We start from the raw sequence: 25,720 nt of genomic DNA, 5'->3' as shown, positions 1-25,720 counted from the left end.
TTCTTATTGTACAACTGCGGGTCTTTCTCTCGGTCTTCTTACCGGTTTTAATTTTTGATTCCGCGGATTAAATGGTACTGTATCTATTCTTTCCAGTGGTGTTAACTCATTTGGATTTGGTAGAGGCTTTAACGTATCAGGTACTGTTTCTAGATTCGGTTGCTGAATCGTCGGCACCGGGCTGTCTCCAATAGTTGCAGCCCCTCTTTTTTCAAAAATATTCTTTTCCCAAAATGGCATTAAACCAACTGGTTGGTAAAATCTACGTGTTCTTTCTGCTATTGTCAGCTCTGAGGTATCTGCCTTCGCATTCATGATCATGTTGGTCATTATGGAGGCATTGTTTTGCAGTTGAGTCACTCGTCGAATACTATCTTGAGAGATCGCATTTTGCAAGGAGTCAGTACTATAGAAATTACGTTCTTTCTTTTCTAAACTTTTAACCACTTGGTCGTATGTTTTTACTGTTAACTTTGGATCACCAAAGTAATAGTTGACATTCTTGTTAAAGGATGTTGAATCGAGTCCATATTTTGCAAATAGCTCCTCATATAAAGGGTCAATAACCTTTTTGGCACTATCTACAGGGATGTTTGAGATATATCCATCGAGGATATGGACGTCTGTCATTAACTCCACCATATCATCTTGAGGTAAAATCCCTTCTGGAACCTTCTTTTTGCAAGAAATGCTAATAAAAAACAACGGAAGTAATCCAAGTATTAATCGATGCATTTTGTAAATTTGTACAAAAATACAGAAAAGCTTGCACATAGCTTTCTTAAATTCATCAATGCGAACCCTTTTCATCATGAGTATAGCTAATAATATTACAGAATTACAAAAAGAACTAAGCCCAATTGGCGTTACATTGGTTGCCATCTCAAAAACTAAGCCTAACGAGGACATTATGGAAGCTTATGATGCAGGTCAGAGAATTTTTGGTGAAAACCAAGTTCAAGACCTCGTTGCCAAATATGAAGAACTTCCTAAAGATATAGAATGGCACTTGGTTGGTCACCTTCAAACCAACAAAGTAAAATACATAGCACCCTTTGTGAGCCTTATCCATTCTGTAGATTCATTGAAAGTATTAACCGAGATCAATAAGCATGCTTTGAAGAATGATCGAACAATAGACTGTTTATTGCAGATTTTTATTGCTGATGAAGACACAAAATTTGGGCTTGATCATGCAGAAGCTATAGAATTGTTGCGCAGTGAGGAGTATGAATCCCTTAAGAATATTAGGATCAGAGGATTGATGGGCATTGCCAGCAATACGGAAAACGAAAAAATCATAAAAGAAGAATTTTACGAATTGAAAATGCTTTTTGATGGCATCAAAACGACGTATTTCCGTAAAGACGAAAATTTTAATATCTTGTCTATGGGTATGTCCTCGGACTATAAGATTGCCATCGAACAGGGCAGTAACATGGTACGATTGGGCAGTACTATTTTTGGAAAAAGAGTCATCAAACATTATAAAGCACAATAATGAGTTTAACCATTCGCGATGCTGTTCTTGAAGATTGTCCAAGACTAATGGAATTGATCCGAGAATTGGCATTATTTGAAAAGGCGCCACAGGAAGTGACCGTCAGCATGGAGGAATTTGAAGATTCGGGCTTCGGAAGCAACCCTGTTTGGTGGGCTTTTGTAGCAGAATATAATGGCCATATTATTGCCATGTCCTTATACTATATTCGTTATTCAACTTGGAAAGGACGCCGTCTTTATTTAGAGGACATCATCGTTACAGAAGAAATGCGTGGAATGGGAATAGGTAAAGAACTTCTTGACCATACCATAAGCTATGCTAAAGAAAATGGTTTTTCTGGAATGATGTGGCAAGTATTGGATTGGAATAAACCTGCCATAGACTTTTACAAGAAATACGACACGAAATTAGATGAGGAGTGGATAAATGTTAGTATCGATTTTTAAAACAGCGAAAATATTATTCTTAGGGACGATCCTTTTAATTGGCAATGCAAGTTCATGCCAAAGTAATAAAACTGATGGTTCCAAAACCCATAAACAAAACATCAGTCCAAGGACGGATTCTTTATCCTACAGGGATACCTCCATTATGCAAATCAGCCCATATTTTGCTGAAAATGATGGAAATGCAGACACGACATATGCTAAAATTACTTATCCTATCTTTTCAGACAGCGCCATGAACAACATTGTTAAGGCTAACATTCTATTGGATGGGGAGCCTTCAATTGAAGTTTATCTTGGGAATTTTATAGAAAGCTATGGGAATTTTATTGAAGAAAATAATGTTAAGTATAATCTAGCTTGGGATAAAGAAACTATTGTAAGAGTAGAATTGAACAGTCCAGATCTAATTATGCTGAACAGTTCCACCTATGAGTTTTCTGGTGGTGCCCATGGCAATTCATTTACCATTTGGAGTGTTTACGATGTTCATAATTATGAAAAATTAGAACTGAATACATTTATTTCTGAGAATAAGATGAAAGAATTTACTAAAATTGCAGAAAGATTCTTTCGTAGAGAAGAAGGTCTAGCAGATACGGCCAGTTTGGAGGATGAATATTTCTTCGAGAATGACGAATTTGCTTTGGCAGCTAACTATGGTATTTCTAAGGAAGGTATTATATTCTACTATAATTCTTATGAAATCAAACCATATGCTGAGGGACCTACTTATCTTAGCATTCCTTATGAAGACATTCTGGATTGCATGACCCAAACTGGAAAGAATTACATAAAAAAATTAAAAGAGTATTATAATTCAATTCAGTAGCATAAATGCAGGTTTTTAAATTTGGCGGTGCCTCCGTTAAAAGTGCAGAGAATATTAAAAATGTAGTTTCTATTGTTGAAAAACACCGAGATTCATCATTATTGATCGTTGTATCAGCCATAGGAAAGACAACGGATAAATTGGTCAGAATAACTGAAAGTTATTTGAAGCAAGACGGGGAATGTTTTGCACTATTGGACCAATTAAAACAGGAACATTTTAATATTTTGAATGAATTATTTCCTGATCCTACTCATCCTGTTTATGATGATATTGCGAACACTTTTGTAGAGATCGAATGGATTCTTGAGGAAGAACCACAAGATGATTATGATTATTTATACGATCAGATTGTATCTGTTGGAGAACTTCTTTCGACCAAGATTGTTGCTGCCTACTCTTCTTACCAAGGCGTACCGACACAATGGGTCGATGCAAGGGACTTTATTCTTACAGATAATACTTACCGTGAGGGAAAGGTAGACTGGGAAAAAACCGAGGACAAAATAAGAAAGGATTTACCTACTATATTGGATGATTATGTTGTAGTTACGCAAGGATTTATTGGGTCTACTTCGGAGAATTTTACGACAACTTTAGGTCGTGAGGGTTCTGACTATTCTGCAGCCATTTTTGCAGCAAGCTTAAACGCAGAGAATATCACTATTTGGAAAGATGTTCCTGGTGTTTTGAATGCGGATCCTAAATGGTTCGATCAAACCGAACTGATTCCCGAATTATCATATACCGATGCCATAGAATTAACTTATTATGGCGCTACTGTTATTCATCCAAAAACCATCAAACCCCTTCAGAACAAAAAGATTACCCTGAATGTTCGTTCATTCATTAATCCTGAAGAACCGGGTACACAGATTAAAACAACGAACCAAACATTACCTGTACCGTCATTTATATTCAAGGTAAATCAAGTATTCATTAATATACAACCGCGTGACTTTTCGTTTATCGTTGAGGACAATTTGAGTCATATTTTTGATTCATTTCATCAAAACAGAATCAAGATCAACATGATGCACAATTCGGCGATCAGTTTTTCAGTTGCTGTTGATGATACAGGAGAAAATGTACTGAATTTGCTGGAACAACTCAACAAAAGATACAAGGTTTCTGTTGCTGCGGGTCTTGAATTGATTACGATTCGCTATTACAATCAACAAACAATTGACAGGGTATTGGTAAATAAGGAAATTATTCGCGAACTTAAGGATAGTTACACTTGCCAAATGCTTGTGAAAAACAAAGATGAATAGATTCATATTAGAGAAGGAAGTCCAACAATTCATTAAGGCCAACCGTGAGAGATCGCCGACGGAGATAGCCTTGAAGAAAAGCCCTTTTCCCAATGTGAGCTCAGCAGAATTAGCCTCCCAGATCGATGGCTGGCAGCGCAGTGTCAAAAAATTACCTACCTGGGCATACAGTGAAGGCATTTATTATCCTGATAAAATCAATTTGGAGCAGTGTTCTTCGGAGCATACCGCCCTTATCAAACAAACTCTAATTTCAAAAGGCAGCCGTGTCATAGATCTTACAGGCGGGTTTTCAGTGGACAGCTGCTACCTAGCTCAAGAGGCACATGAGGTTATACATTGTGAACTTAACGAGAAGCTATCTGAGATTGTCGCCTATAATGCAACAATCCTACGTGTACCTAATTTGATTTGTAAAGCAACCGATGGTATTAAGTTTTTGGAGGAAAGCGAAGATAAGTCTTTTGACTATATCTATGTCGATCCATCACGTCGTATAAACCAAGGTAAAGTTTTTCTATTGGAGGATTGTGAGCCGAATGTCGTTGCAAACCAAGATCTATTTTTCAGGAAGGGAAAATATGTAATCAGTAAACTTTCTCCCCTGTTGGACATCAGTACGGCATCATCATCATTAAAACACGTAAAATTTGTTTATGTAATTAGCTTAGACAATGACTGCAAGGAATTGTTGTTCATTCAAGAAAGAGGGTATCTCGGAGAAACCAAAATCTTGGCTATTCGACTATTTGCGGACCAGCTACAAAGTTTTGAATTCACTTATGATGAGGAACGAGCAACGCTGAGCCGTTTTTCCTTGCCGAAACATTATCTCTATGACCCCGATGTTGCGATAAATAAAGCAGGAGCTTTTAAAAGTATTGGTAAAGCATTTGGGTTAGGTAAAATCCATCAACATGCGCATCTCTATACTTCAGACACTTTGTATCCAGAATTTCCGGGGAGAATTTTTGAAATTAAACAGGTCCTTCCCTACTCTGTTCTTAAAAAGAACAATCCTTTTTCCCAAGCAAACATTGCTATTCGGAATTTTCCTGAAAAAGTCGATGTAATCCGTAAAAAACACAAGATCAAAGACGGTGGCAAAACATTTCTTTTCTTTACCACCGATGTGAATAATCAATTGATTGTGATTGAATGCAATAGGATCTTTTAACTCGGTCCTATTACTTTTTATATTCACTTAATCCAAGTCGCTGTGCATTAGTGTTTCCGGGTTGGGCGATATAATCTGGAAGTTTAGGGTTTTTAGGGTCATTATCAGGTCTGCAGTCATCACCTCTCAATTTACAAATTGAATAAAAGAAGAAGTCACCGACCATTTTGAAATGATTTTTCAACCATTCACTTTGGCCTTTCTTGTCTATAGGATTTAAAGAAACCTCCATCGCCTTTTGGATGGTTTCGTTTACATAACTGTCTTTGATATATTTATTTAAATCTTGGGGTGGATTTTGATCCATATTAAAGTCATCATGGATATTCTTTAAGTCATCATAACGGCCTTTCCATTTTTTGATATCGTTATAGGCATTTTGCAACTGGTCGAGAGACAGATTTGTATTGTCTTTAAGCATTTGATCAAGATTGAAATCTTTGGCACCTTGCAGCGCATCATTTACGAAGTCCATTCCAAAATCAATATACTTCCCTCCTTCAGCAGGCACGGTTTGTGTTGGTTGACCTGGTCCTTCAACGGTATAACTTTCTATTTGTTGGACATTTGCGGTATAATCTCCAAGCTGAACCGGAGTTCCATTATCCTTATAATTTACGGTCAATTTATATCCATCATTCGTATATGATGAAATTCTGTTTTGGCTATCATAAGAAACATCTGCATAACTAGGTCGGTACAATGTTACGTCCGAAGTGGAATAGGATTGTGGATCGACTTTTATAAAATAGCCTGAATTCAGATAAGACCATTTTCCTTCATCAATTGTTATACTACCTACGCCTATTGGTGGCGCTCCGACTTTGACAGCAATATCCTCCAATTTATCAAAGCTCATTTGAGCAGACTGCATCTCTTGCCTTAGCGATTGGTAGGTATTCATCAATCGCTGTACTTCAGAGGGAAGATTACTTTCTACAATATCCTTTACATTAATTTCCATTATTGCAATATCTTTTAATGAAAGTAATGGTTTTACTCTTGCTTGAAAATCTGTTGGATATGATGAGAATTTATTACCGGCTTCAATTCCCCAAATTAAGGTTTGCACATCAGATTGACTGATATTGGGATGTTCGGTAGATTTTTCTAAAATGGATATAATAAGTTTTTTTTGGGTACCTTCGAAATTTGCCAATTGATATCCAGAGCCTCTTGATGGTCCGTAAGTTCCAGCATGCAGGCAATAAGACCTGAGTGTAGTTTTGTAATAGCCGGGTTTCAGGTGGAATGTTGACAGAGTATCTGGAATTCTTGATTTCAACTGATCATTCATCCAATAAAATCCTGCTAATGTATCTTTCAGCGAAGTTGACACGGCCTTCCCTGGCTCCCATGAAAGTGATTTTGAAATGCTCTTAGCACCTTTTTTTACTTTATTAAAAAGTCCATCCAGATCCTGAGCGGAAGCCGAACTTGAAGATATGGTTAATACCAGAAGAATTGTAGTTAGTCTTTTGATCATAAGGTAAGTGATTTGACAGAACTAAAATAAACAATTTAACCAAGCTATAGATGGTTGGGTTTTTAAATTCTTGTCCCTTTCTTCTTGAAATTTAAGAAATACCGGATTGGATAACAATTCCTTCTGAATTTCTTCATCTTGATATTCGGAGAGGTGAATAAATTTATTGGTATCTTTTTCTTGAAATACGGAATACCTAAATCTGGACTGATCCATTTCCTTAAATGCCATTAAAAAGGCAGTTATTCTCTCCTTATTTTGAGAAATATAATTCTCATGAACTTCGAATTCTACTTTTACTGCAAACATAATTTGATTTTATTTTTTGTTTATACTGGTGACTAAGCCATGGTCGGTGTCCCCACCGACCACTAAACTATTCAAAACTACAACAATTAATGACAGGTGTTTGTCAGTAGCCTGATCGTAAATAATCAATTAAGCTGGCTTGCTGGCTGGTGGGGACACCAGCCATGGCGTGAAGGGTGGGGACACCACCAGCCAAGGCAAAAACACGAGTCAGTCTAAGGCACAAGTCAGGCCACCCAGCAATCCAACGCGCTAAGACTTGCGCTAGCATAGAAACACAAGTCGGAGACTTGCGCTAGCAAGAGTGGTACCTTTTTTAACATATGTAAAAACATTTGTTATTAATAATGCGGAATTTTGCAAAATAAAAACTAATTATCAATTAGTTATATATAAAAGGTGAGGTAAATAAATGAATAATATTTTAACAAAAAACTCAATAATTCGATTAATTCTAATTTGGTTGGTGGTCTTTTTATTTATGTTTTTTGGTAAAAGTATTGAGGGGATGTACAGCAATGATTTTGCTGCGATTGGCATTTTTTTATTGGTATTGCTGACGATTATCGTTGCTGCATTTGGTGTTGTGAAGGAGGCTGATGAATTGGCGCATAAGTTAGGTGAGCCCTATGGGACCTTGATATTGACCCTATCCATTGTTTCTATTGAGGTTATTTTGATTGCAGCCATGATGTTTGGACCTGAAGAAAACCCAACTATTGGAAAGGATTCAATCTTTTCGGTCATGATGATCATTATGAACTTGGTTTTGGGTTTATGTATACTTCTAGGTGGAATAAAGCATGGCGAACAAGAATATAATGCTCAAGGGACATTGACTTATCTATCTATGATCATTATGTTGGGCGGCATTTCGATGATGTTGCCCAATTACATTACAGGACAGGGAAATGGTGAGTTTACAGCTATCCAAGCTAGTATAATCTCAGGTTTAGTAATTGCGCTGTATGCTTTGTTCTTATATTTTCAAGTCAAAGGACACAAACATCTGTATGTTCAGCCGGCTCCAGGGAATATGGAAATCCTCTTTAAAGATAGGAATAAAGTGACAGTGATTGATGAGCATGAAGAAGGACCAATCAGTGTGAAGGAAATAGTTTTAAGAACATTGTTGCTTATAGCTATGATTTTACCGATTGTGTTATTATCCCATAACTTGGCAGTCCTGGTTGATCATGGCATTAAGGTAATGAGCCTGCCACCATTATTGGGAGGAGTCCTGATTGCGATAATAGTGTTTACACCTGAGTCAATGACTGCGGTCAAGGCAGCAATGAACAATGAATTCCAGCGCGCGATCAATCTCTGCCATGGAGCTTTTGTATCAACTGTTGGATTGACGGTGCCGGCAGTATTGATTATTGGATTAATAGCGAATAAAACAGTTCGATTTGGATTGACATCAACAGAAACTATCCTTTTCGTAATTACATTGATATTGAGCATGCTATCATTTTCGGGGAAAAGAACCGCTCCGATTGTAGGAATAATGCACTTGGTATTATTCGTGGTGTTTGTCATGCTGATCTTTAATCCCTAATTCTAGGGCAGGAAGATATGAAAACAACTATTAAGTAGAACTGGGTAAATTAGAAGAGCACGTTTGTTATCCCTAACAACGTGCTCATTCTTTAATAGATTTTTTAATAATCAATTTCTATAAGCGATTTCAAAGGGATTAAGATCCCATGCTTTATCTGAATATATTTATCAGTAAGAGACCAAACCGTAGTTTCAATTCTTTTTGGACCGTCCTCTGTATTAAAAACAATGGTAGTTTTAGATTTGAACTCATTTCCCAAACGTACTGCACCTTGAAGTTTGTTTGAGAATGTTATGGTCTTATCAACTTCGGCGGGGATAATTCTGAATTTATCGACGTCTTCTTTTTCAATTAATGTTCCTGTCATTCTTGAATCAATTATGAGGTTTACTAAGGTTAACGTTAATTTAGACATTAATATATATTTCAGCAAGATTTTAGTGCAGAATATTAAATTAGTTACATTTGCGTAATATTCAAAAAACGGAGATGGGCATATTCGAAAGGGAATGGACATTGAATTTCACTCAATGTTATCCTAATGGACAGTTGAAATACAGTGAATTAAACAATATCCTTCAGATTACAGGGAGTGATCATTCGGAGTCATTGGGATTTGGCTACAAAAAAATGATAGCTGTCGATCAGTCATGGGTTTTGTCACGGATGTTGATTGAAATTGATGCTTTGCCGAAATATACACAGACTATTAAGGTTCGCACGTGGCTTCAAGATTTTACAGGGACTCGAGCTATCCGTAACTTCGAGTTATTGTTGGATGATCAGGTTTTGATAACTGCGAGCAGCTTATGGGTAGTCTTCAATATCAAGTCAAGAAGGGCGGATATTTTTGCTCTGAGCACCGATCACATGGAATTTTATAGAGACCGAACAGCGACTAAAAAACCGGTTGATAAAATTGATGGCAATGTGGAATTCAACCTGATGACGGAATATAAAGTGAAACTTTCAGATTTGGACATTGTATACCATGCAAACAATGTTAAATATATGGAATGGTGCTTTGATGCGATGGATCCTAAAACGATCTTGGATGGTTCGATGAAGAGGTTAGAAATGAATTTTCTCAAAGAACTCAACTATGGGGATGAGGTATCTATACAGCAATTTAATGATGAAACCTATTGTATACAAAAAGATGGCAAGACCCATTTTTTGATGCAGATTAAGAAATAAAAAAAGCCCCGATTTGGGGCTTTTTTTTATGAATTGTTTGAGCTTAAATCGCCCAAGCTTTATCTCCTTTTTTGTAAGGATAATTACCGTCGAATTTTCCAGGGATCTTAACATAGCGCAATGCTTGTTTCATTCCTACTTCTGAAGTAAAGAATCCTGTCAAAGTCAATTGTTTCAACATGGTAAAGAAATGATTGGCATCATCTTCTTTTTTATTGCTTTGATATTCTTTAGCTTCTTTGTCGTAATTATTTACAAATTGCAGTTTTTCTTCTGCTGAGAGTTCCGCGAAACCTTTTTTGAATTCTTTTTGTGCGCGGTCATCCACTTTGTTCAGTCCGTCCAAGAAAGCTTTTTGGTCTTTCTCTACGTAACAGTCACGAATCATTACAGGAATAAACTGCCCCACTCCTGCTTCTTTTGCACCTGGAGTAGATGTCTTCGGAAGAATAGCTTCAGCCAATTCACCCAAGAAATCAGGTGTATCGCCTTCGAATAAAGATGCAACTTCCTTTGAAGCTGGTCTTGTACAACCTTGCAAGAATAAGTTAGCTCCGATAACAGAACCACCAACGATAAATGCAACGTTTTTTAATGCTTCTCTTCTATTCATTTTGTTTTAATTAGAGTGTATATTTAACATCCCAACCTTGACGATATTGACGTTTAACGAATTGGTTAACGATATCAAAGTTAGTCACTTTCATTGCTTGGTTATCCCATAATAACTTCAAGTTACGTCCAGGATATTTACCATCAACGCGCAAATCAGCACCACGGATTGCTAAGTTAGCCATTAATAAAGCTTCAGTCAATGGGCCAGAGATTTCAAATGGTGCGCTGACTTCTTTTTTGCCATATCCAGCAATACAAGCTTCTACCCATTGTGCATAGTGGCCACCAGCCGCACCAGGTACGCGTTCATATTTCAGTGCTACATTTTCTTTTCTAGATGTTGGCAATAACCTTGCGTTCTCTCCATACGTATCGGCAAGGATTTTACCTTTGTCACCGATTAAAAGGATTCCATTACCACCGTCACCAAAAACTTCATTAGGTCCTAATTCTTCAGGGCGTGCCGGTTGGATACCGCCATCCATCCAGTGAAGAGTCACAGGTCCAGTTGTTCTTTTTGCTTTAGGGAAAGTCATAGTAGCATGGCTTGATGGAGGACAGCTATCAGGGAAATATCCACGTTTAAACTCATCCACATATACTGATCCTACCGATGCTTGAACATCTTGAACGTAAGACAGTCCTAATACGCTGAAAGGAAGTTCCAAAAGGTGACATCCCATATCTCCAAGAGCGCCTGTACCATAATCCCACCAACCTCTCCAGTTGAACGGAACTAATTTGTCTACGAAATCTTTTTGCGGAGCAGTACCTAGCCACAGGTCCCAGTTTAATTCAGAAGGGATCTGCGCTGCTTGAGATGGCCAAGGAATACCTTGAGGCCAAACAGGGCGGTCTGTCCAACAGTATACGGTATGCACATTGCCAATCAATCCAGCTTCATACCACTCACGAGCTTGTCTCGGTCCATCGTTAGATGCACCTTGGTTACCCATTTGTGTTACTACTTTATATTTTTTAGCAGCGTCAGTCAATACCCTTGCTTCCCACACATCGTGAGCCAATGGTTTTTGAACATACACGTGCTTACCTAACTGCATTGCAGCCAATGCTTGGATAGCATGGTTGTGGTCAGGTGTTGAAACAGAAACAGCATCCAAATTCTTGTGTTCTTTTTCCAACATCTCACGGTAATCTTTATAATATTTAGCTTTCGGGAAACGTTTTCTTGAATTTGCAGCTCTGCGATCATCAACATCACATAAAAATGCGATTTCAGCTTTACCGCTATCAGCGAAAGATTTTATATCACTTTCTCCTTTACCTCCAGCACCGATACCTGCTACTAATAATTTGTCACTTGGCGCGATGAAACCAGATCCTCCTAAAACATGCCTAGGCACAATACTGATTCCTGCTGCTGCGATTGCAGAATTCTTGATGAATTCTCTTCTCGAATTATTCTTACTCATAATATTGGGTTTAGTCTATTATAAATTACCTTTTTTAAGTTCACTTACTGCGAAATCTACTGCTCTTGCCGTCAATGCCATATAAGTCAATGAAGGGTTTACACATCCTGCTGAAGTCATGGCAGCACCGTCTGTTACGAATACATTTGGCGCATCCCATACTTGGTTGTTGCCATTCAATACCGAAGTTTTTGGATCTCTACCCATTCTCGCAGTTCCCATTTCGTGGATACCCATACCGAAATTATAACCGCTATCATAAGTGTTCACATCCTTAACGCCGATCTTTTCTAGCATTTCTTTCATTTCTTCAGTCATGTCCTTACGCATTTTCAACTCATTGTCCTTGATTTCCATGTCCATATCCAATACAGGTAATCCCCATTTGTCTTTGACATTTTTATTCAAGGAAATTTTGTTTTCATGGTACGGGAGGATTTCACCAAATGCTGTAAAGCCTACGCTCCAATTTCCTGGTTCGCACAGAGCATCTTTCCATGCCCCGCCAACTTGCATTTCGGCAATTTCACCAGACCATCTTCCGCGACTTCCGGAGCCTTGGTATCCAAAACCACGTACATAATCACGTTGTTTAGTGTCGCTTGGAATATTCACAAAACGTGGCACATATAATCCTGTTGGGCGTCTACCAAAGAAGTATTTATCTTCGTAACCTTCAACTCTACCTCCGGCACCTAAACGGAAATGGTGGTCCATTGCATTGTGACCTAATTCGCCACTGCTACTTCCCAATCCACCTTCCCAAACATCGGTCGCTGAATTCATCAATACCCATGTTGAGTTGAATGCTGAAGCACAAACGAAGATTACTTTAGCGTAAAATTCGTATGTTTTATTTGTTTCTGCATCTACGATTTCAACACCTTTTGCTTTTTTAGTGTCCTTATCGTAAATGATTTTACTAACAATGGAGAAAGGTCTTAACGTTAAGTTTCCAGTTTTCATTGCTGGTGGCAATGTTGATGATTGTGTACTGAAGTAAGCACCAAAATTACATCCTAACCAACATTGATTTTGATATTGACAATTGATACGACCAGTATGAGGTTTTGTAATATTTGCAGTACGGCCCATGATAAAGTGACGAGCTCCGCCATATTCTTTTTTCAAGCGCTCAGCAAGGTCTTTTTCAACAACATTGAAATCCATAGCTGGCATGAAGTCTCCATCAGGGAGGACATCTAATCCATCACGGTTACCCGAGATACCTGCCCATTTTTCAGCATAACTATACCAAGGCGCAATATCTTTATAACGGATTGGCCAATCCACTCCGTGTCCGTCTTTGATATTCGCTTCGAAGTCAAGGTCCCCCAATCTGTAACTTTGACGTCCCCACATCAATGAACGACCACCTACGTGATATCCTCTAAACCAATCGAAACGCTTGGTCTCGGTATATGGGCTTTCTTTTTCATTAACCCAAAAATCAAGGTTCTTTTCATTCAATGGATAGTCGCGTTTTAGAACAGGATAATCTTCTTCCATCTGTACTGTTCTACCGCCTCTATGTGGGTATTCCCAAGTGTCCTTGTTGGCATGATAATCTTTTACGTGCTCCACATTGCGACCACGCTCCAACATGATTGTTTTCAAACCCTTTTCAGTAAGTTCTTTGGCTGCCCAACCTCCACTGATTCCGGATCCGATAACAATTGCATCATATACATTATTTTCTACCATTATCTTTTAAATTTTAATTAGTTTCTGTTTGAGTTTGTATTGTTTCTTTTTTAAAGAACAACAAAAATATAATCATAACCACAAATGCAATTCCTGCAGGGACAATCCAAAGTTTGTTCCAGAAGAGCGCTAAATCTGTAGTTTTAATATCAACATACATATCACTTACGTATCCTGCCACCCAGAATCCGATTAGTTGACCTACACCATAAGTAGCTAGGGTAATCAATCCTTGAGCAGCACTTTTATTGTCTTTTCCAGCTTTTGAATCTGTATAGATCTGGCCTGATACAAAGAAGAAATCATAACAAATACCATGTAATGCAATCCCTAAGAGGAGCATGAAAGTTTGTTGACCAGCATCACCGTACGCAAATAATACATAGCGAATCACCCATGCCAACATCCCTAATAAGATGGTATTTTTAAATCCGAATCTTGTGAAGAAAACAGGCAACAACAACAAACATAATGCTTCTGAAATCTGACCGATCGTCATTTTACCAGTAGCATTCGCCAATCCGATCTCTGTAAGGAAAGGATTTGCATATTGATAGTAAAAGGCTAAAGGAATACAGATTAAGATGGAGCATATAAAGAATACCAAGAAATTACGGTCTTTCAATAATTTGATAGCATCCAATCCTAAAATTTTGGATATACTTTCTTTTTCGCCTGTTTTTCCAGCTTTCACTGGTGGAGTTTTTGGCAGCATAAAAGAGAATAGACCCAATACTAATGATGCTATTGAAGCCATCATAAAGGTATTTCTCAACAATCCATCTTGTAGGCCTTGTGCATTGTCCCATTTGAAGAGGTAACTGATGGACAAACCTGCTACAATCCAACCAATTGTACCCCAAATACGAATGAATGAAAATTCCTTTTCAGGGTTTTTCATTTGTCTAAACGATACAGAGTTCACTAATGACAATGTTGGCATATAAAGAATCATATAACCAAGTACATATGGAAAGAAGGTAGAGATAGAATCACTTTGATATAGTTGGTACATCAAAAAAGCGCCGACCAAGTGAAGAACTCCAAGGATTCTTTCAGCATTGAAATATCTATCGGCAATCATTCCGATAATAAATGGTGCAACGATTGCACCCCAGGACTGGGTAGAGAAAACATTTGAGATTTCTAATCCAGAAGCCTTTAAGTTGTTTCCTAAAAATGTTCCGAGCGTAACGAACCAAGCTCCCCAAATAAAGAATTCGAGGAACATCATGAGAGATAATTTAAATTTAATAGATGAAGACATTTTTATTTTTACAGGTTTATTAAAATCATGTAATTAAAGATAGATATAATATGCTAATATCAAAATTTCATATCGAAATTGTTTCAATACTAAAACCCTTTAGCATTAGAAGGAATCCACCTCTCTGTACGCTTTCACCAATGCTTCTTCTCCCTGTTTTCCGGATTTGGACATACCATGTTCCATTCCTACCACTCCTTTATATCCCTTCTCATACAACCACTTAAATAAGTTCTTGTAATTAATCTCTCCAGTTGTTGGTTCTTTCCGTCCAGGATTATCTCCTACTTGAATATATCCAATTTCACTCCAGCAAATATCCATCATCGGAATTAAATTTCCTTCATTTTTTTGTTGGTGGTATACATCATAAAGGATCTTACAAGAAGGACTGTTTACTGCCTTACATATTTCATAAGTTTGATCAGTAAATCTCAGAAACAAGTCTGGTGTATCGCTCAAGGGTTCCAACACCATTGTTATCCCATGAGGTTCAAAAATCTCTGCTCCCTTTCTTAATCCTTCGACTACATTTGCGGTTTGCACACCAATTGGAAGATTACGCACGTAATCTCCTGGCACTACGGTCACATGCTTCGCATTGCATCGTTTTGCAATTTCTACTGACTCACGGCATCCTTTTGTAAAAATATCTACAAACTCTTGTTTACCTGCTGCCAATGAGTTGGCACCGTTCCCGCCTTTTGGAACAACAAAGACGCCCATCGTCATCCCTAATTTTGCCAATAAATCACCTATTTTTTTCTGTTCATCTACCGATCTGCCTGGCATACCATTGTCTTCGATACCACGAAAACCTAAGTCATACATATATTGAATTTCATCTAGGAAATTCTTTCCAGCAGATGCACTGAACATCCCTTGATGTGGGCCATAATTTAATTTGAATGGTTGATTCGCAGCATTAGTATCCATAACGTTTGAGGATTGGTCTTTGGCAGATAGTCCATTCGAAAACAAGGAAGCTCCTACCAAAAGAGAACTATTTTTTAAAAAATCTGAACGTTTCATTTAGGAATAAGTTTAAAAATTTAAGTATTTAATCGGCTAGCAAATACTTCTGAAAACCTGAAGATTGAGCCTCTTTTACTTGGCCATCTTCTAGATACATTAAATAAATATCAATTATATTTTTTGAATTAGCAAATGAAATTGCATCCTTCGGTTTCATAGCCATAAAGATATTATCATAAGCATCAGCTTCCATTGCTGTATTCGCTACTACTGTTACCGATATAGTTTGTGACTTTAATGGATAACCAGTTTTTGGATCCATATGGTGTGAAAACCTGTAATCTTTTACTTTACGAAACTTCTCATAACTTCCTGAGGTAGTGACGGATTTATTGTTTAGATTCAAGATATAACCTTTTCCTTGTGAGTGCTCCTCTGGCCGTTGAACTAGAACCTTAAATGTACTTCCATCAGGTTTTATTCCATGCGCTCGAATCTCTCCTCCTACTTCAACGATAAAATCTTGTACCTTATTGGCTAACAAAAAATCATGAAGAACATCTACGGTATAACCCTGAGCAATCCCATTGAGATCAATCTCTACACCTTTCACTTTTTTCTTTAAGGTTTTTCCTCTAAGTTTTAATTTGTCCATTCCTACAGTTTTCAAAGCCTCTTTGACTTCTAAGGAATCTGGAATACCTTCGGTCTTTTTGGGTCCAAAGCCCCACAGAGACACCAATGGCATCACCGTAATATCAAAGAGACCATCTGATTCTTTGTGCATCTTAAAGGATTCCCTGATTACCTTCAACATATGCGGGTCCAAAACAAGCTTCGAAGTTTTGGGATCATTGAATTTCAAGATTTCTGAATCAGCTTTGTATAGCGACATGGATTGATCGATAACATTAAAAATGCTGTCGATGGAAGATTGTGAGATACTTTGTGTTGGGGCAAAATAGGTAATGGTATAGGTTGTTCCTTGTGCCCTTCCAAAAAGTTCGTGTTTCTGTAAAGTAGAAATTGGTTGCTGCGCAAAAGCCCAGCAACCAATTACCATCAATGTGATAAAATTACAGAATTTTATCACTGTTAGATATATTTCTCTACGTTGATTCCTGGCTCTGCCACAGGATAAAATCCTTCAGCATTTGGCATTACTTTCGGATTTGCATCCCAAGCAAATTTTTCAGGCATCAAATCGATATTTGAAGCTAATGCTCTATCCCAAGAGATCACTTCTCCTGTGTAAACAGCAATTCTACCGATAATACCTGTCAACGTACTGTAAGCACCGTATTCAGCATTATCGAATTTATATTCACCTTTAGCAATTGCTTCAAATAATTCTTTGTGTTCTTGTTGATAAGGGTTTGGATTTCCTTTTGAGTCATGTCGATAGATTTCTTTTCCATCAGGACCCCATAGAACTGCTTGATTTCCAGCAGAAAGGTACATCCTACCTTTAGTAGCTTGGAAGGTTTCATCTACTCTATTTGGAATACCTTCGAAGTGACGGCATTGGCTATAAACCACCGATCCATCATCATAAGTCAATTCAATAGCGAAGTTATCGTAGATTTCGCCATATTCTTTTCCAGTTCTGTGTGCACGGCTACCTGTTCCTTGGATTGATACCGGATATTTTCCTTTTACCCAGTTTGCGATATCAATATTGTGAACGTGTTGTTCTACAATATGGTCACCACATAACCAATTGAAGTAATACCAGTTACGCATTTGGTATTCCATTTCAGTTTGATTTGGTTTACGCGGTCTCACCCATACACCACCACTGTTCCAGTATACCTGTCCAGAAACAACATCCCCGATTGCACCATCATGAACTCTCTTGATTGCCTCGCGGTAGTTTGTTTGATAGCGGCGTTGTAATCCTACTACAACATTCAATTTTTTTCTTTTTGCTTCTTTGGCAGTTTCTAAAACGCGTCTGACACCAGGAATATCTGCAGCTACCGCTTTTTCCATAAACACGTGTTTTCCTTGTTTCACAGCTTCTTCGAAGTGTAATGGTCGGAATCCCGGAGGAGTTGTTAACAAAACCACATCGGCATCTTTAATAGCATTGATATAACCATCAAAACCGACATATTTTCGGCTATCAGGCACGTCTACTTTATCACCAAACTTTTCTTTTAGCGTATCATAAGTAGAATCCAGATTGTCTTTAAATGCATCAGCCATTGCTACTAACTTGATGTTTTGACCAGATGCAAAAGCATCAAATGTAGCTCCTGTACCACGACCACCACAACCAATTAAGGCAATTTTAATCACGTCAGAACCTGCAGCAAACACACTGCTCACAGAACTACTGGTTAAGGCAGCAGCACCCACTAAAGCTGAGGAAGATTTAATAAAATCCCTACGTTTTAAACTTTCCATGAATATAGATTTAAATTGAGTATTATTTTCGGTTTATATTATTAAAAATCCTTGATTGGCGCTTTGTCATAGTAAGCCATGATCTCGTCATGTGATGGTTGCTTCACAGGACGTACTAAGCGCATCCCTACAAATGGTGCTTCTGGGAACCACCAATTTGATTTTGGAATTTGAGGGTCCAATTGTTTCCAGAAAGGATCAGATGCTCCTCTTGATGCTGAACGTAAATCTGCTGGCTCACTCTCAAAAGATCCACCACGTACAACATGTGGATATAGTTTAGTAGGCACATTCACAGGATTATCAGCTACTTTCCCTTCAAATTGTTTATAGAACTCGGCATCATATTGATCATAAGTCCACTCAGCTACATTTCCATAGATATCAAATAAGCCCCAAGGGTTTGCTTTTTTGGTACCAACTTTTGTTGTTTTACCGGAGGAATTTTCTTTGTACACAGCATACTCACCTAATTGAGCAACATCATCACCAAAGAAATATTCTGTCTCCGACCCCGCCCTACTAGCGTATTCCCATTCAGCTTCTGTTGGGAGTCTATAAAATACTCCTGTTCTTACATATAACCATTTGCAATATTGGATGGCATTATAATGCGTCATTGCTAATGCCGGTTGCCCATCTTTACCAAATCCAAATGTCATATCTAAATATGGTTTTGTTGGTCTGGTTACTGCATCTACTTCTGCAGGAACTTTACCATCAGTTGATTTCGTGATTTCAAAGTCTTTATAAAGGAAGGGTTCAAATATATTCCATGTAACTTCATATGTTCCCATCCAGAATGGATCTACTTTTACCTTATGAACTGGTTTTTCATCAGCATTGGAAGATTTTGCACTCCCCATATTGAATTCTCCGCCCGGAATGGCTTCCATCGTAAATTCTAAACTCGTCCCTTCAATCTTTTGTGTATAACGCTCGTGCTTTTCTTGAGCATTAGACAACTGAATCCCTGCCAACAAGGCAAAGAATAAAACTCTTTTCATAAACTACTTAAGTATGTTAAAATCTAAAAATAATCCGTGTTTCGTTGAATTAATAGCAATAAAGATAAGCATTTCCCAAAATATTTCGATAACATTTAGGTTACAAAAAGTAAGTTGTTAATAGATGGTGCCACATGTATGTGGTCAAAAGTCCTATTGGAATACTCAAGCCAATAACACTGTTTCCAACTTTCGAATTTAACTTAAACTGATTTAATATAATACTGGTTGCCACTAAACTAGGCATTGCCATCTCAAACATTGATACCTGAGGAATTTCACCTTTTAATCCCAACCATATTGCTATTAAAGCTACAATACCCGGCGCGATTAATAATTTATAAAGTAGCGCATAAATTATATTTGGAACTTCGGTTTTTACAATAGCAAAATTCAATTGTAGTCCAATTGAGAACAACGCTATAGGCGAAACTGTGGATCCCAAAATTCTAAAGAATTCGTCTAAGCTGCTGAGATCGATAACCCTCGGGACCGATAATGCCAACAAACAACCTATCAATGGTGGGAATGTGAATACTCTTTTCAAGATAAAAAGAAAATCAACTTTTTTGTTTTTCTTAAGGCTTCCTTTCATTGCAACAATGACCCCGACTGTTGAGAGCAAAAAGAAAGTCATTTGGTCACTTACGATTCCAATAGGCAATGCCTCGACTCCAAAATATGCCGTTATTAAAGGGAAACCGACAAAAGAAGTGTTACTGAGTCCAGCAATTAACATCAGGGTGTGCGATGTTCGTTTAGAGATCTTAGTGACTTTTTCCAGGATATAAAAGAATAAAATTGATCCAGAAAGCACCAATATTGGCCCTAACATCGTGAACAACAAACTATTGTCCCACTGAAGTTTAGGAAGGAAATTGAAAGATATTGCAGGTAATCCGAAGTAAAGAACCCAAGCGTTCAATGCTTTGAAACCATCTTTGGCTACCCAATTGAATTTTCTACTGATTATTCCAGCGGACAGGCAAAAAATGATAAGGATAAAGTTTGACACAATAATTAAGTTTTAACGAATTGCAATACTCATTTGAAACAAATATGACATTGCCTACGTTTTATGCGTTAAAGTTATTACTATTTTTGACGACTTAATGTAAAATCCATAACTATTATTCTGTGATCAGGCTTTATTTTATTTTTCTAATACTTATTATACCATCTTTTGCAAAAAGTCAGATCTCTGAAATTAAAAAAGAATTGAAATCAAGTCCACTTATTTTTGAGTTAGAAACTGAAAATGGTGGCATATTAGCTCAAAAAGGCTTGAAATCCACTACCTATGAAGGTGCCTATTACAACGGTCTGAATTTTAAAATTGGCTGGAAACAGAGAGCAAAAAGAGATCAATACTATCAGATATACAATTATCCAATTTACGGTATTGGAATTTATTCCAGTACGTTCAACACTGATATTCTCGGAAGCCCATTTGCTGTTTATGGCTTTGTCCAAACACCGATTTCACCCAAAGAAGATAGTCGTTGGAGTTATGATTATAGGATCGGACTAGGCTTGTCAGCTAACTTTAAACCATATAATGAAAATGAAAATCCATTGAATTTGGTCATAGGGTCAAAAAACAATGTGTTCATCGACTTGGGAATTAGAGCTCAATATAAAATCAACCCACATTGGAAAGCAGGTGTTGGCTTGGCTTTCCACCATTTTTCAAATGGTGCCCTTCGCCTACCAAACAAAGGTGTAAACCTAGTTCCCTTGACTGTTTCTGTAAATTATCAATTGAATCCTGAACTCAAGATAAATAGGGATTCCGTTTTAAAACCATTTTCTAAGAAAATTCTCTATCATATAAATTATGGTGCTGGGTTCAAACAATTAAAGGACGATTCGGATGAAAGATTTTTCAAAACAACCTTGAGTGCTTATGCGAGCAGACATGTATCTTATAAATGGAGATTAGGCGGCGGTTTTGATCTGTTCTATTCCTCATCAGGAAATGATGCGGAAATCGCAGGAGACAAATCCGGAAAACTTAGTTCTAAACTTTCTGGTGGACCCTCCTTTTATGTAGCCCATATTTTGAATGAGCGCTTGGTATTGAATGGAAATGTCGGTTATTACTTGCACAACCAACGTTTCAATGGTGAGATAAAAAGAATTTTCCTTAGGGCAGGCGCTAGATATTATGTTTATAAAAACATAAATGCAGGCGTTTCCATTAAAGCACATATGGGTAAGGCAGATTTTATTGAATGGACAGTTGGAAACACATTTAACAGGGACAGTTCCAATTAAATTAAACTTTTGTGAGTTTATATTGTTGCTTTGAGAAAAGCACCTTATGCCGCAAACGTTTGCTGACAAAATCATTGATTTCAATCAACATCTGCATTATTCAGGCGAGCTGCCTGAAGGTTTCCATGTATTGAACCCATTTTTTGACAACCCTGAAACCATGCAGGTAATGCGTCAATTCTACCATAAATTTTATGATGATCATCTTGAGCGTAAATTTATAATTGGCATCAATCCCAGCAGACATGGCGCTGGAGTAACCGGGGTTCCTTTTACGGATACTAAAAGACTGGAAAGTGAATGTGGAATTCCAATGCTGAGCGCGAGGACTCATGAAATATCATCAGTGTATATATACGACATGATCAAGGAATACGGTGGTCCTGAACTTTTTTATAAAAACCACTATATCAACTCCCCTTTTCCCCTTGCCATTATTAGAGAATTGAAACCCGGCCAATTTGTAAATGCTAATTATTACGATGACCCCAAACTTTTTTTAATGGTGAAAGATTTCATGATTGAATCGTTAAAGAAACATATTGACCTGGGTCTTAGGACTGATGAAGTTTATATCCTGGGAAAGAAAAACGCCACCTTTATTGATAAATTAAATAAGGAAACAAGTTTGTTCAAAAACCTAGTAATATTAGAACATCCTCGATTTATCCAACAGTATAAATCAAAAGAAAAGCACTTCTACATTGACAAATATTTATTAGCATTGAATGAGGATGAAAAAGGAAATTTATAGCATTGGTCATTCCACTCATCCCATCGATGAATTCCTGGAGATATTAAAATCTTTCGCAATCACTTTGCTTGTTGATATTCGGAGACATCCTGGTTCACGAAAATATCCACAGTACAATCAGGATAATTTGCTGGATGTATTAAAAAACCATCAGATTGAATATCTACATTTAGGAGAATTGGGAGGTAGGAGAAGGCCAAATAAAGACAGTAGAAACACAGGTTGGAGGAATCTGTCATTCCGTGGTTATGCAGATTATATGGAATCTGAGGAATTTATTGATGGAATACAAAAGTTGGAAAATCTTGCGATCGAACAAAAAACTGCATTTATGTGTTCAGAAGCCGTATGGTGGAGTTGTCATCGATCTATGGTTGCCGATTATCTGAAACTTGAGGGTTGGACTGTATGGCATATTATGGGGGTTCAGAAATCTGTTGAACATCCCTATACATCAGTTGCCAAAATTATTGATGGCAAATTGAATTACGAGGATATAAACCTATTTAATTCGTAGAACATGGAAAAGAAATTCAAAATTGGAGATCAGGTAAGTTGGAATTCCGAAGCTGGGCGTGTTTCTGGCACGATCATTAATATTCACACTAAAGATTTTAATTACAAAGGATATACGCACCATGCAAGTCCTGAAGACCCTCAATACGAAATTAAAAGTAATAAAACAGATCATATAGCGGCCCATAAAGGAAAGGCATTGACCTTAGAAGAATAATGCTATTCCCTGTAACATTTGCCTTGATACACTTATCCATTTCGTTAAAGAATACCTACCTTTGACGAACTCAAATTTCCTTATTTCTAATCAAAAGATCAACCTTTAGTGAGCGTTGATAACTTGTCATTTCGAAATGAATAGAAAAAGAATCATTCAACAAAACTACTTTAAGCTTTTTGGCATTTCACTATTTGTCGGATTATTAAGCTCTCTACTAGCGACTATACTAAGATTTATTACAGAAAAGACTGAACATAAAGTCTTTGAGTTTATCTCTGGAACAAATCCTTATCTATTTATAATTTTTCCTACGATTGGAATTACCATGATATATTTCTTGAGGAAATATGCTTTTAAAGGGAGGAAAAACAAAGGAATTACGGAAATCTATAATACTTTGGACCGTAGAAAAGATCATTTGCCGCTTTTTAAAATCCCTTCTCACTTTTTAAATGGTTTTTTGACTGTTATTTTCGGTGGTTCTTCAGGTATTGAGGTTTCTACAGTCGTTGCTACCGCAACCATTGGAAATGAAGTTTACAAGAAAAATTTCTCTGCTAAACTTTACAAAAGGGAATTAATTTGTGCAGCATCTGCGGCAGGTGTGGCAATATTATTCTCAAGTCCATTAGCGGGGTTATTGTTTGGAATTGAAGTTATCAGTCGCAATTTCAAAAAAACGATTTTAATAAGTTGTTTGGCATCAACCCTTGTCGCCTCGTTGTTTATCTATTCATTTGGAGAAGGTCCTATCATATCAAATTATCTCATTGATTGGCAATGGAAATCAATACCCTTCTTTTTGATCATAAGTTGCTTGGCTGGTATTTTAGCAGTGGGCTTTACCTTATTGGTGATTTATACCAAGACTTTTTTTGGAAATATTAACAACAATTTTGTCCGTGTAAACTTAGGAGCGATCTCAGTTGGGTTATTAATCTTTTATTTCCCAGTATTATTTGGTGACAGTTATCATGGTTTAAATGAAGTACTGAATACAGAATCTATTTCTATTGGCTATTTATTATTACTGATTCTTTTAAAACCTCTAGCTTCTTCTCTCACTCTTGGCGCTGGTGGTGACGGTGGTGTGTTTGCACCAAGTATTATTGCAGGTGCTTTTTTAGGCTTGTCCATTGCAATTTTTTGCAAGTCAATCCTAGGGATGAATATTAGTCCTATAAATTATGCATTGATTGGTGCTGGTTCAGCACTTTCTGCTGCAATATATGCTCCATTTACTGCTATAATAATTATCTGCAACATTACTCCAAATGGTTATACATTATTTATTCCATTAATAGTTTGTTGCCTGTTATCTAAATTCTTTGCAAATAAATTACTCCCATATAATGTTTACACTTATGATATGTATAAGGAAAACCTTAAAAAATCTATCGCATAAATTAACGTAAAAATCATATAGACAAATTGATTCAGATAAATCTGTTTATTAACTTGTCTAAAATTTTAACAACCTAACCTTAATTCTATCGAAACCTATGAAAAGGAATTTTATATTACTACTTTCTCTATGCTTATCAATTGTTTCATTAAATGCCCAGGAGAAAATAAAAATCAGTCATTTACCTTATATCCAAGCTTTGACAGACTCTACTGTTTCCATTATTTGGACCAGCAATAAGGATGCTATTGGCTGGGTTGAACTGGCTCCTGATGATAAGACTCATTTTTATCAGCAGGAACGTCCTAAGATATTCTCAGGGAAATATGGTTTTAAAAACGTAGGAACTGTTCATCAGGTCGATTTAAAAGGTCTAAAACCAGGTACTAAGTATAGATATCGTGTCTATAACCAAGAAGTATTGAAACATGAGGGAACGAGTGTCCAATATGGTGAGTATGCTGCAACAAATGTTTATAGGGAAAAACCACTGACCTTTTCTACTCCTGGACCAAAATCCAACGTATCTTTTGCTGTGATCAATGATATTCACGGTAAAAATGATGTGATGACAAGCCTTATTAAGCAAGTAGATTTAGAAAACACAGATTTTATTGTTTTCAATGGTGATATGGTTGACAATCTGTTAAGTGAAGAACAGATGTACAACGGTTTCATGGATACTGCCATAAAACTCTTTGCAAGTGAAAAGCCCATGTACTATTCACGTGGCAACCACGAAACTCGAGGTCCATTTGCAACTTCCTATCCGAAATATTTCCCGACGAGCTCAGGAGAACTGTATTATATGTTTAATCAAGGGGATGCATGCTTTATTGTATTGGATTGTGGCGAGGATAAACCTGACAGCGATATCGAATACAGTGGAATCGTGGATATGGACGCTTATAGAACGGAACAAGCAAAATGGCTTGAGAAAGCTGTTAGCAGCCCTGCCTACAAAAACGCCAAGTATAAGATTATAATTTGCCATATTCCACCTGTACTGGGCTGGCATGGCATGGAAGATATCCGCAATAAATTTGTTCCAATATTAAACAAAGCTGGTGCTCAAATTATGCTGAGTGGCCATATGCACCGACATGAAATCCTGAAACCTGACCAGGATATTAATTTCCCTGTAATCATCAACTCGAATGTCAACCTCATCAAAGTAAACCTTGACCAAAACCAAGGAACCTTTAAAATCTATAACCAAGAAGGAAAAATGATAGAGGAAGTGGTGGTTGGGAAGAAAGCTATTAGACATTAGATGTGAGATGTGAGATGTGAGATGTGAGATGTGCTTTTCAAAAAGTCTTTCCGAAAATTCTCAATACTCATATCTC

26 protein-coding genes are annotated in these 25,720 nt (G+C 37.2%); 13 read left to right on the top strand and 13 right to left on the bottom strand.

Going from position 1 to position 25,720, the window contains the following annotated elements:
• Positions 1-3: 3 nt before the first annotated feature.
• Positions 4-735 carry a DUF4296 domain-containing protein gene (locus CRT24_RS20130; protein WP_180269181.1) on the bottom strand — a complete coding sequence of 244 codons (732 nt, stop codon included), beginning with the start codon at positions 733-735 and terminating at the stop codon, positions 4-6.
• Between the two features lie 76 nt (positions 736-811).
• Between CRT24_RS20130 and CRT24_RS20125 the strand changes: the two genes are divergently transcribed.
• The 5 genes from CRT24_RS20125 to CRT24_RS20105 are packed head-to-tail and all read left to right on the top strand — an operon-like array spanning position 812 to position 5,233.
• Positions 812-1,501, top strand: coding sequence for a YggS family pyridoxal phosphate-dependent enzyme (locus CRT24_RS20125; protein ID WP_099372890.1), 690 nt, complete (start codon positions 812-814; stop codon positions 1,499-1,501).
• Entirely contained in the window at positions 1,501-1,950 is a 450-nt protein-coding gene (locus CRT24_RS20120) for a GNAT family N-acetyltransferase (protein ID WP_180269180.1), read from the top strand. The genes CRT24_RS20125 and CRT24_RS20120 overlap by 1 nt, the downstream gene beginning before the upstream one ends.
• Complete coding sequence (locus tag CRT24_RS20115; RefSeq protein WP_099372888.1) at positions 1,931-2,782, top strand: DUF3298 and DUF4163 domain-containing protein; 852 nt, start codon at positions 1,931-1,933, stop codon at positions 2,780-2,782. Before CRT24_RS20120 ends, CRT24_RS20115 begins: the two co-directional genes overlap by 20 nt.
• Positions 2,783-2,787: 5 nt before the next feature.
• Entirely contained in the window at positions 2,788-4,056 is a 1,269-nt protein-coding gene (locus CRT24_RS20110) for an aspartate kinase (RefSeq protein WP_099372887.1), read from the top strand.
• Positions 4,049-5,233, top strand: coding sequence for a class I SAM-dependent methyltransferase (locus CRT24_RS20105; protein ID WP_099372886.1), 1,185 nt, complete (start codon positions 4,049-4,051; stop codon positions 5,231-5,233). Before CRT24_RS20110 ends, CRT24_RS20105 begins: the two co-directional genes overlap by 8 nt.
• A 10-nt stretch (positions 5,234-5,243) precedes the next feature.
• On the opposite strand, the gene CRT24_RS20100 is transcribed toward CRT24_RS20105, so the two are convergent.
• Positions 5,244-6,719: a hypothetical protein gene (locus tag CRT24_RS20100; protein WP_099372885.1), complete on the bottom strand. Its 1,476-nt coding sequence runs from the start codon at positions 6,717-6,719 to the stop codon at positions 5,244-5,246.
• Positions 6,720-6,740: 21 nt separating this feature from the next.
• On the bottom strand, positions 6,741-7,028 hold the full coding sequence (locus tag CRT24_RS20095; protein ID WP_099372884.1) for an antibiotic biosynthesis monooxygenase: 288 nt from the start codon (positions 7,026-7,028) through the stop codon (positions 6,741-6,743).
• Positions 7,029-7,440: 412 nt separating this feature from the next.
• Between CRT24_RS20095 and CRT24_RS20090 the strand changes: the two genes are divergently transcribed.
• Positions 7,441-8,589, top strand: a complete 1,149-nt coding sequence (locus CRT24_RS20090; protein WP_099372883.1) for a calcium:proton antiporter — start codon at positions 7,441-7,443, stop codon at positions 8,587-8,589.
• A gap of 103 nt (positions 8,590-8,692) precedes the next feature.
• On the opposite strand, the gene CRT24_RS20085 is transcribed toward CRT24_RS20090, so the two are convergent.
• Positions 8,693-9,007, bottom strand: a complete 315-nt coding sequence (locus CRT24_RS20085; RefSeq protein ID WP_257214114.1) for a hypothetical protein — start codon at positions 9,005-9,007, stop codon at positions 8,693-8,695.
• A gap of 74 nt (positions 9,008-9,081) precedes the next feature.
• Between CRT24_RS20085 and CRT24_RS20080 the strand changes: the two genes are divergently transcribed.
• Positions 9,082-9,789 (top strand): acyl-[acyl-carrier-protein] thioesterase, encoded by a 708-nt coding sequence (locus CRT24_RS20080; protein WP_099372882.1) that lies wholly within the window; start codon positions 9,082-9,084, stop codon positions 9,787-9,789.
• Positions 9,790-9,832: 43 nt separating this feature from the next.
• On the opposite strand, the gene CRT24_RS20075 is transcribed toward CRT24_RS20080, so the two are convergent.
• From CRT24_RS20075 to CRT24_RS20035, 9 genes are all read right to left on the bottom strand, one after another.
• A complete protein-coding gene (locus CRT24_RS20075) occupies positions 9,833-10,402 on the bottom strand; it encodes a gluconate 2-dehydrogenase subunit 3 family protein (protein WP_099372881.1) in 570 nt (189 codons plus the stop codon).
• 10 nt (positions 10,403-10,412) lie between these two features.
• Complete coding sequence (locus CRT24_RS20070; RefSeq protein WP_099372880.1) at positions 10,413-11,837, bottom strand: Gfo/Idh/MocA family protein; 1,425 nt, start codon at positions 11,835-11,837, stop codon at positions 10,413-10,415.
• Between the two features lie 18 nt (positions 11,838-11,855).
• A complete protein-coding gene (locus tag CRT24_RS20065; protein WP_099372879.1) occupies positions 11,856-13,541 on the bottom strand; it encodes a GMC oxidoreductase in 1,686 nt (561 codons plus the stop codon).
• 13 nt (positions 13,542-13,554) lie between these two features.
• Positions 13,555-14,808 (bottom strand): nucleoside permease, encoded by a 1,254-nt coding sequence (locus CRT24_RS20060; protein WP_099372878.1) that lies wholly within the window; start codon positions 14,806-14,808, stop codon positions 13,555-13,557.
• A gap of 105 nt (positions 14,809-14,913) precedes the next feature.
• Complete coding sequence (locus CRT24_RS20055) at positions 14,914-15,840, bottom strand: hydroxypyruvate isomerase family protein (RefSeq protein WP_099372877.1); 927 nt, start codon at positions 15,838-15,840, stop codon at positions 14,914-14,916.
• Between the two features lie 28 nt (positions 15,841-15,868).
• Positions 15,869-16,876 carry an FAD:protein FMN transferase gene (locus CRT24_RS20050; protein WP_257214113.1) on the bottom strand — a complete coding sequence of 336 codons (1,008 nt, stop codon included), beginning with the start codon at positions 16,874-16,876 and terminating at the stop codon, positions 15,869-15,871.
• A gap of 2 nt (positions 16,877-16,878) precedes the next feature.
• Entirely contained in the window at positions 16,879-18,192 is a 1,314-nt protein-coding gene (locus CRT24_RS20045) for a Gfo/Idh/MocA family protein (RefSeq protein WP_099372875.1), read from the bottom strand.
• A 41-nt stretch (positions 18,193-18,233) separates the two neighbouring features.
• Positions 18,234-19,199, bottom strand: coding sequence for a formylglycine-generating enzyme family protein (locus CRT24_RS20040; protein WP_099372874.1), 966 nt, complete (start codon positions 19,197-19,199; stop codon positions 18,234-18,236).
• A 100-nt stretch (positions 19,200-19,299) separates the two neighbouring features.
• The gene (locus CRT24_RS20035; protein ID WP_099372873.1) at positions 19,300-20,214 is read right to left on the bottom strand and encodes an AEC family transporter; all 915 of its coding nucleotides are present in this window, start codon (positions 20,212-20,214) and stop codon (positions 19,300-19,302) included.
• A gap of 203 nt (positions 20,215-20,417) precedes the next feature.
• On the opposite strand from CRT24_RS20035, the gene CRT24_RS20030 reads away from it, so the two are divergent.
• The 6 genes from CRT24_RS20030 to CRT24_RS20005 all read left to right on the top strand — a co-directional run bounded on the left by CRT24_RS20030 (position 20,418) and on the right by CRT24_RS20005 (position 25,644).
• Positions 20,418-21,476 (top strand): acyloxyacyl hydrolase, encoded by a 1,059-nt coding sequence (locus tag CRT24_RS20030; protein WP_257214111.1) that lies wholly within the window; start codon positions 20,418-20,420, stop codon positions 21,474-21,476.
• Positions 21,477-21,522: 46 nt separating this feature from the next.
• Positions 21,523-22,230 (top strand): SMUG2 DNA glycosylase family protein, encoded by a 708-nt coding sequence (locus CRT24_RS20025; protein WP_099372872.1) that lies wholly within the window; start codon positions 21,523-21,525, stop codon positions 22,228-22,230.
• Entirely contained in the window at positions 22,211-22,747 is a 537-nt protein-coding gene (locus tag CRT24_RS20020; RefSeq protein ID WP_257214110.1) for a DUF488 family protein, read from the top strand. Before CRT24_RS20025 ends, CRT24_RS20020 begins: the two co-directional genes overlap by 20 nt.
• A 3-nt stretch (positions 22,748-22,750) precedes the next feature.
• Complete coding sequence (locus CRT24_RS20015; RefSeq protein ID WP_099372870.1) at positions 22,751-22,963, top strand: DUF2945 domain-containing protein; 213 nt, start codon at positions 22,751-22,753, stop codon at positions 22,961-22,963.
• Positions 22,964-23,099: 136 nt separating this feature from the next.
• Positions 23,100-24,371 (top strand): chloride channel protein, encoded by a 1,272-nt coding sequence (locus CRT24_RS20010; protein ID WP_099372869.1) that lies wholly within the window; start codon positions 23,100-23,102, stop codon positions 24,369-24,371.
• 97 nt (positions 24,372-24,468) lie between these two features.
• A complete protein-coding gene (locus tag CRT24_RS20005) occupies positions 24,469-25,644 on the top strand; it encodes a metallophosphoesterase (protein ID WP_099372868.1) in 1,176 nt (391 codons plus the stop codon).
• Positions 25,645-25,720 lie beyond the last annotated feature (76 nt).

The sequence above is a fragment of the Sphingobacterium sp. 1.A.5 genome (assembly GCF_002734235.1).
Classification (GTDB): domain Bacteria; phylum Bacteroidota; class Bacteroidia; order Sphingobacteriales; family Sphingobacteriaceae; genus Sphingobacterium; species Sphingobacterium daejeonense.
The sequence above is the reverse complement of the archived record's forward strand: the minus strand, read 5'-3'. Positions and strand labels throughout refer to the sequence as shown.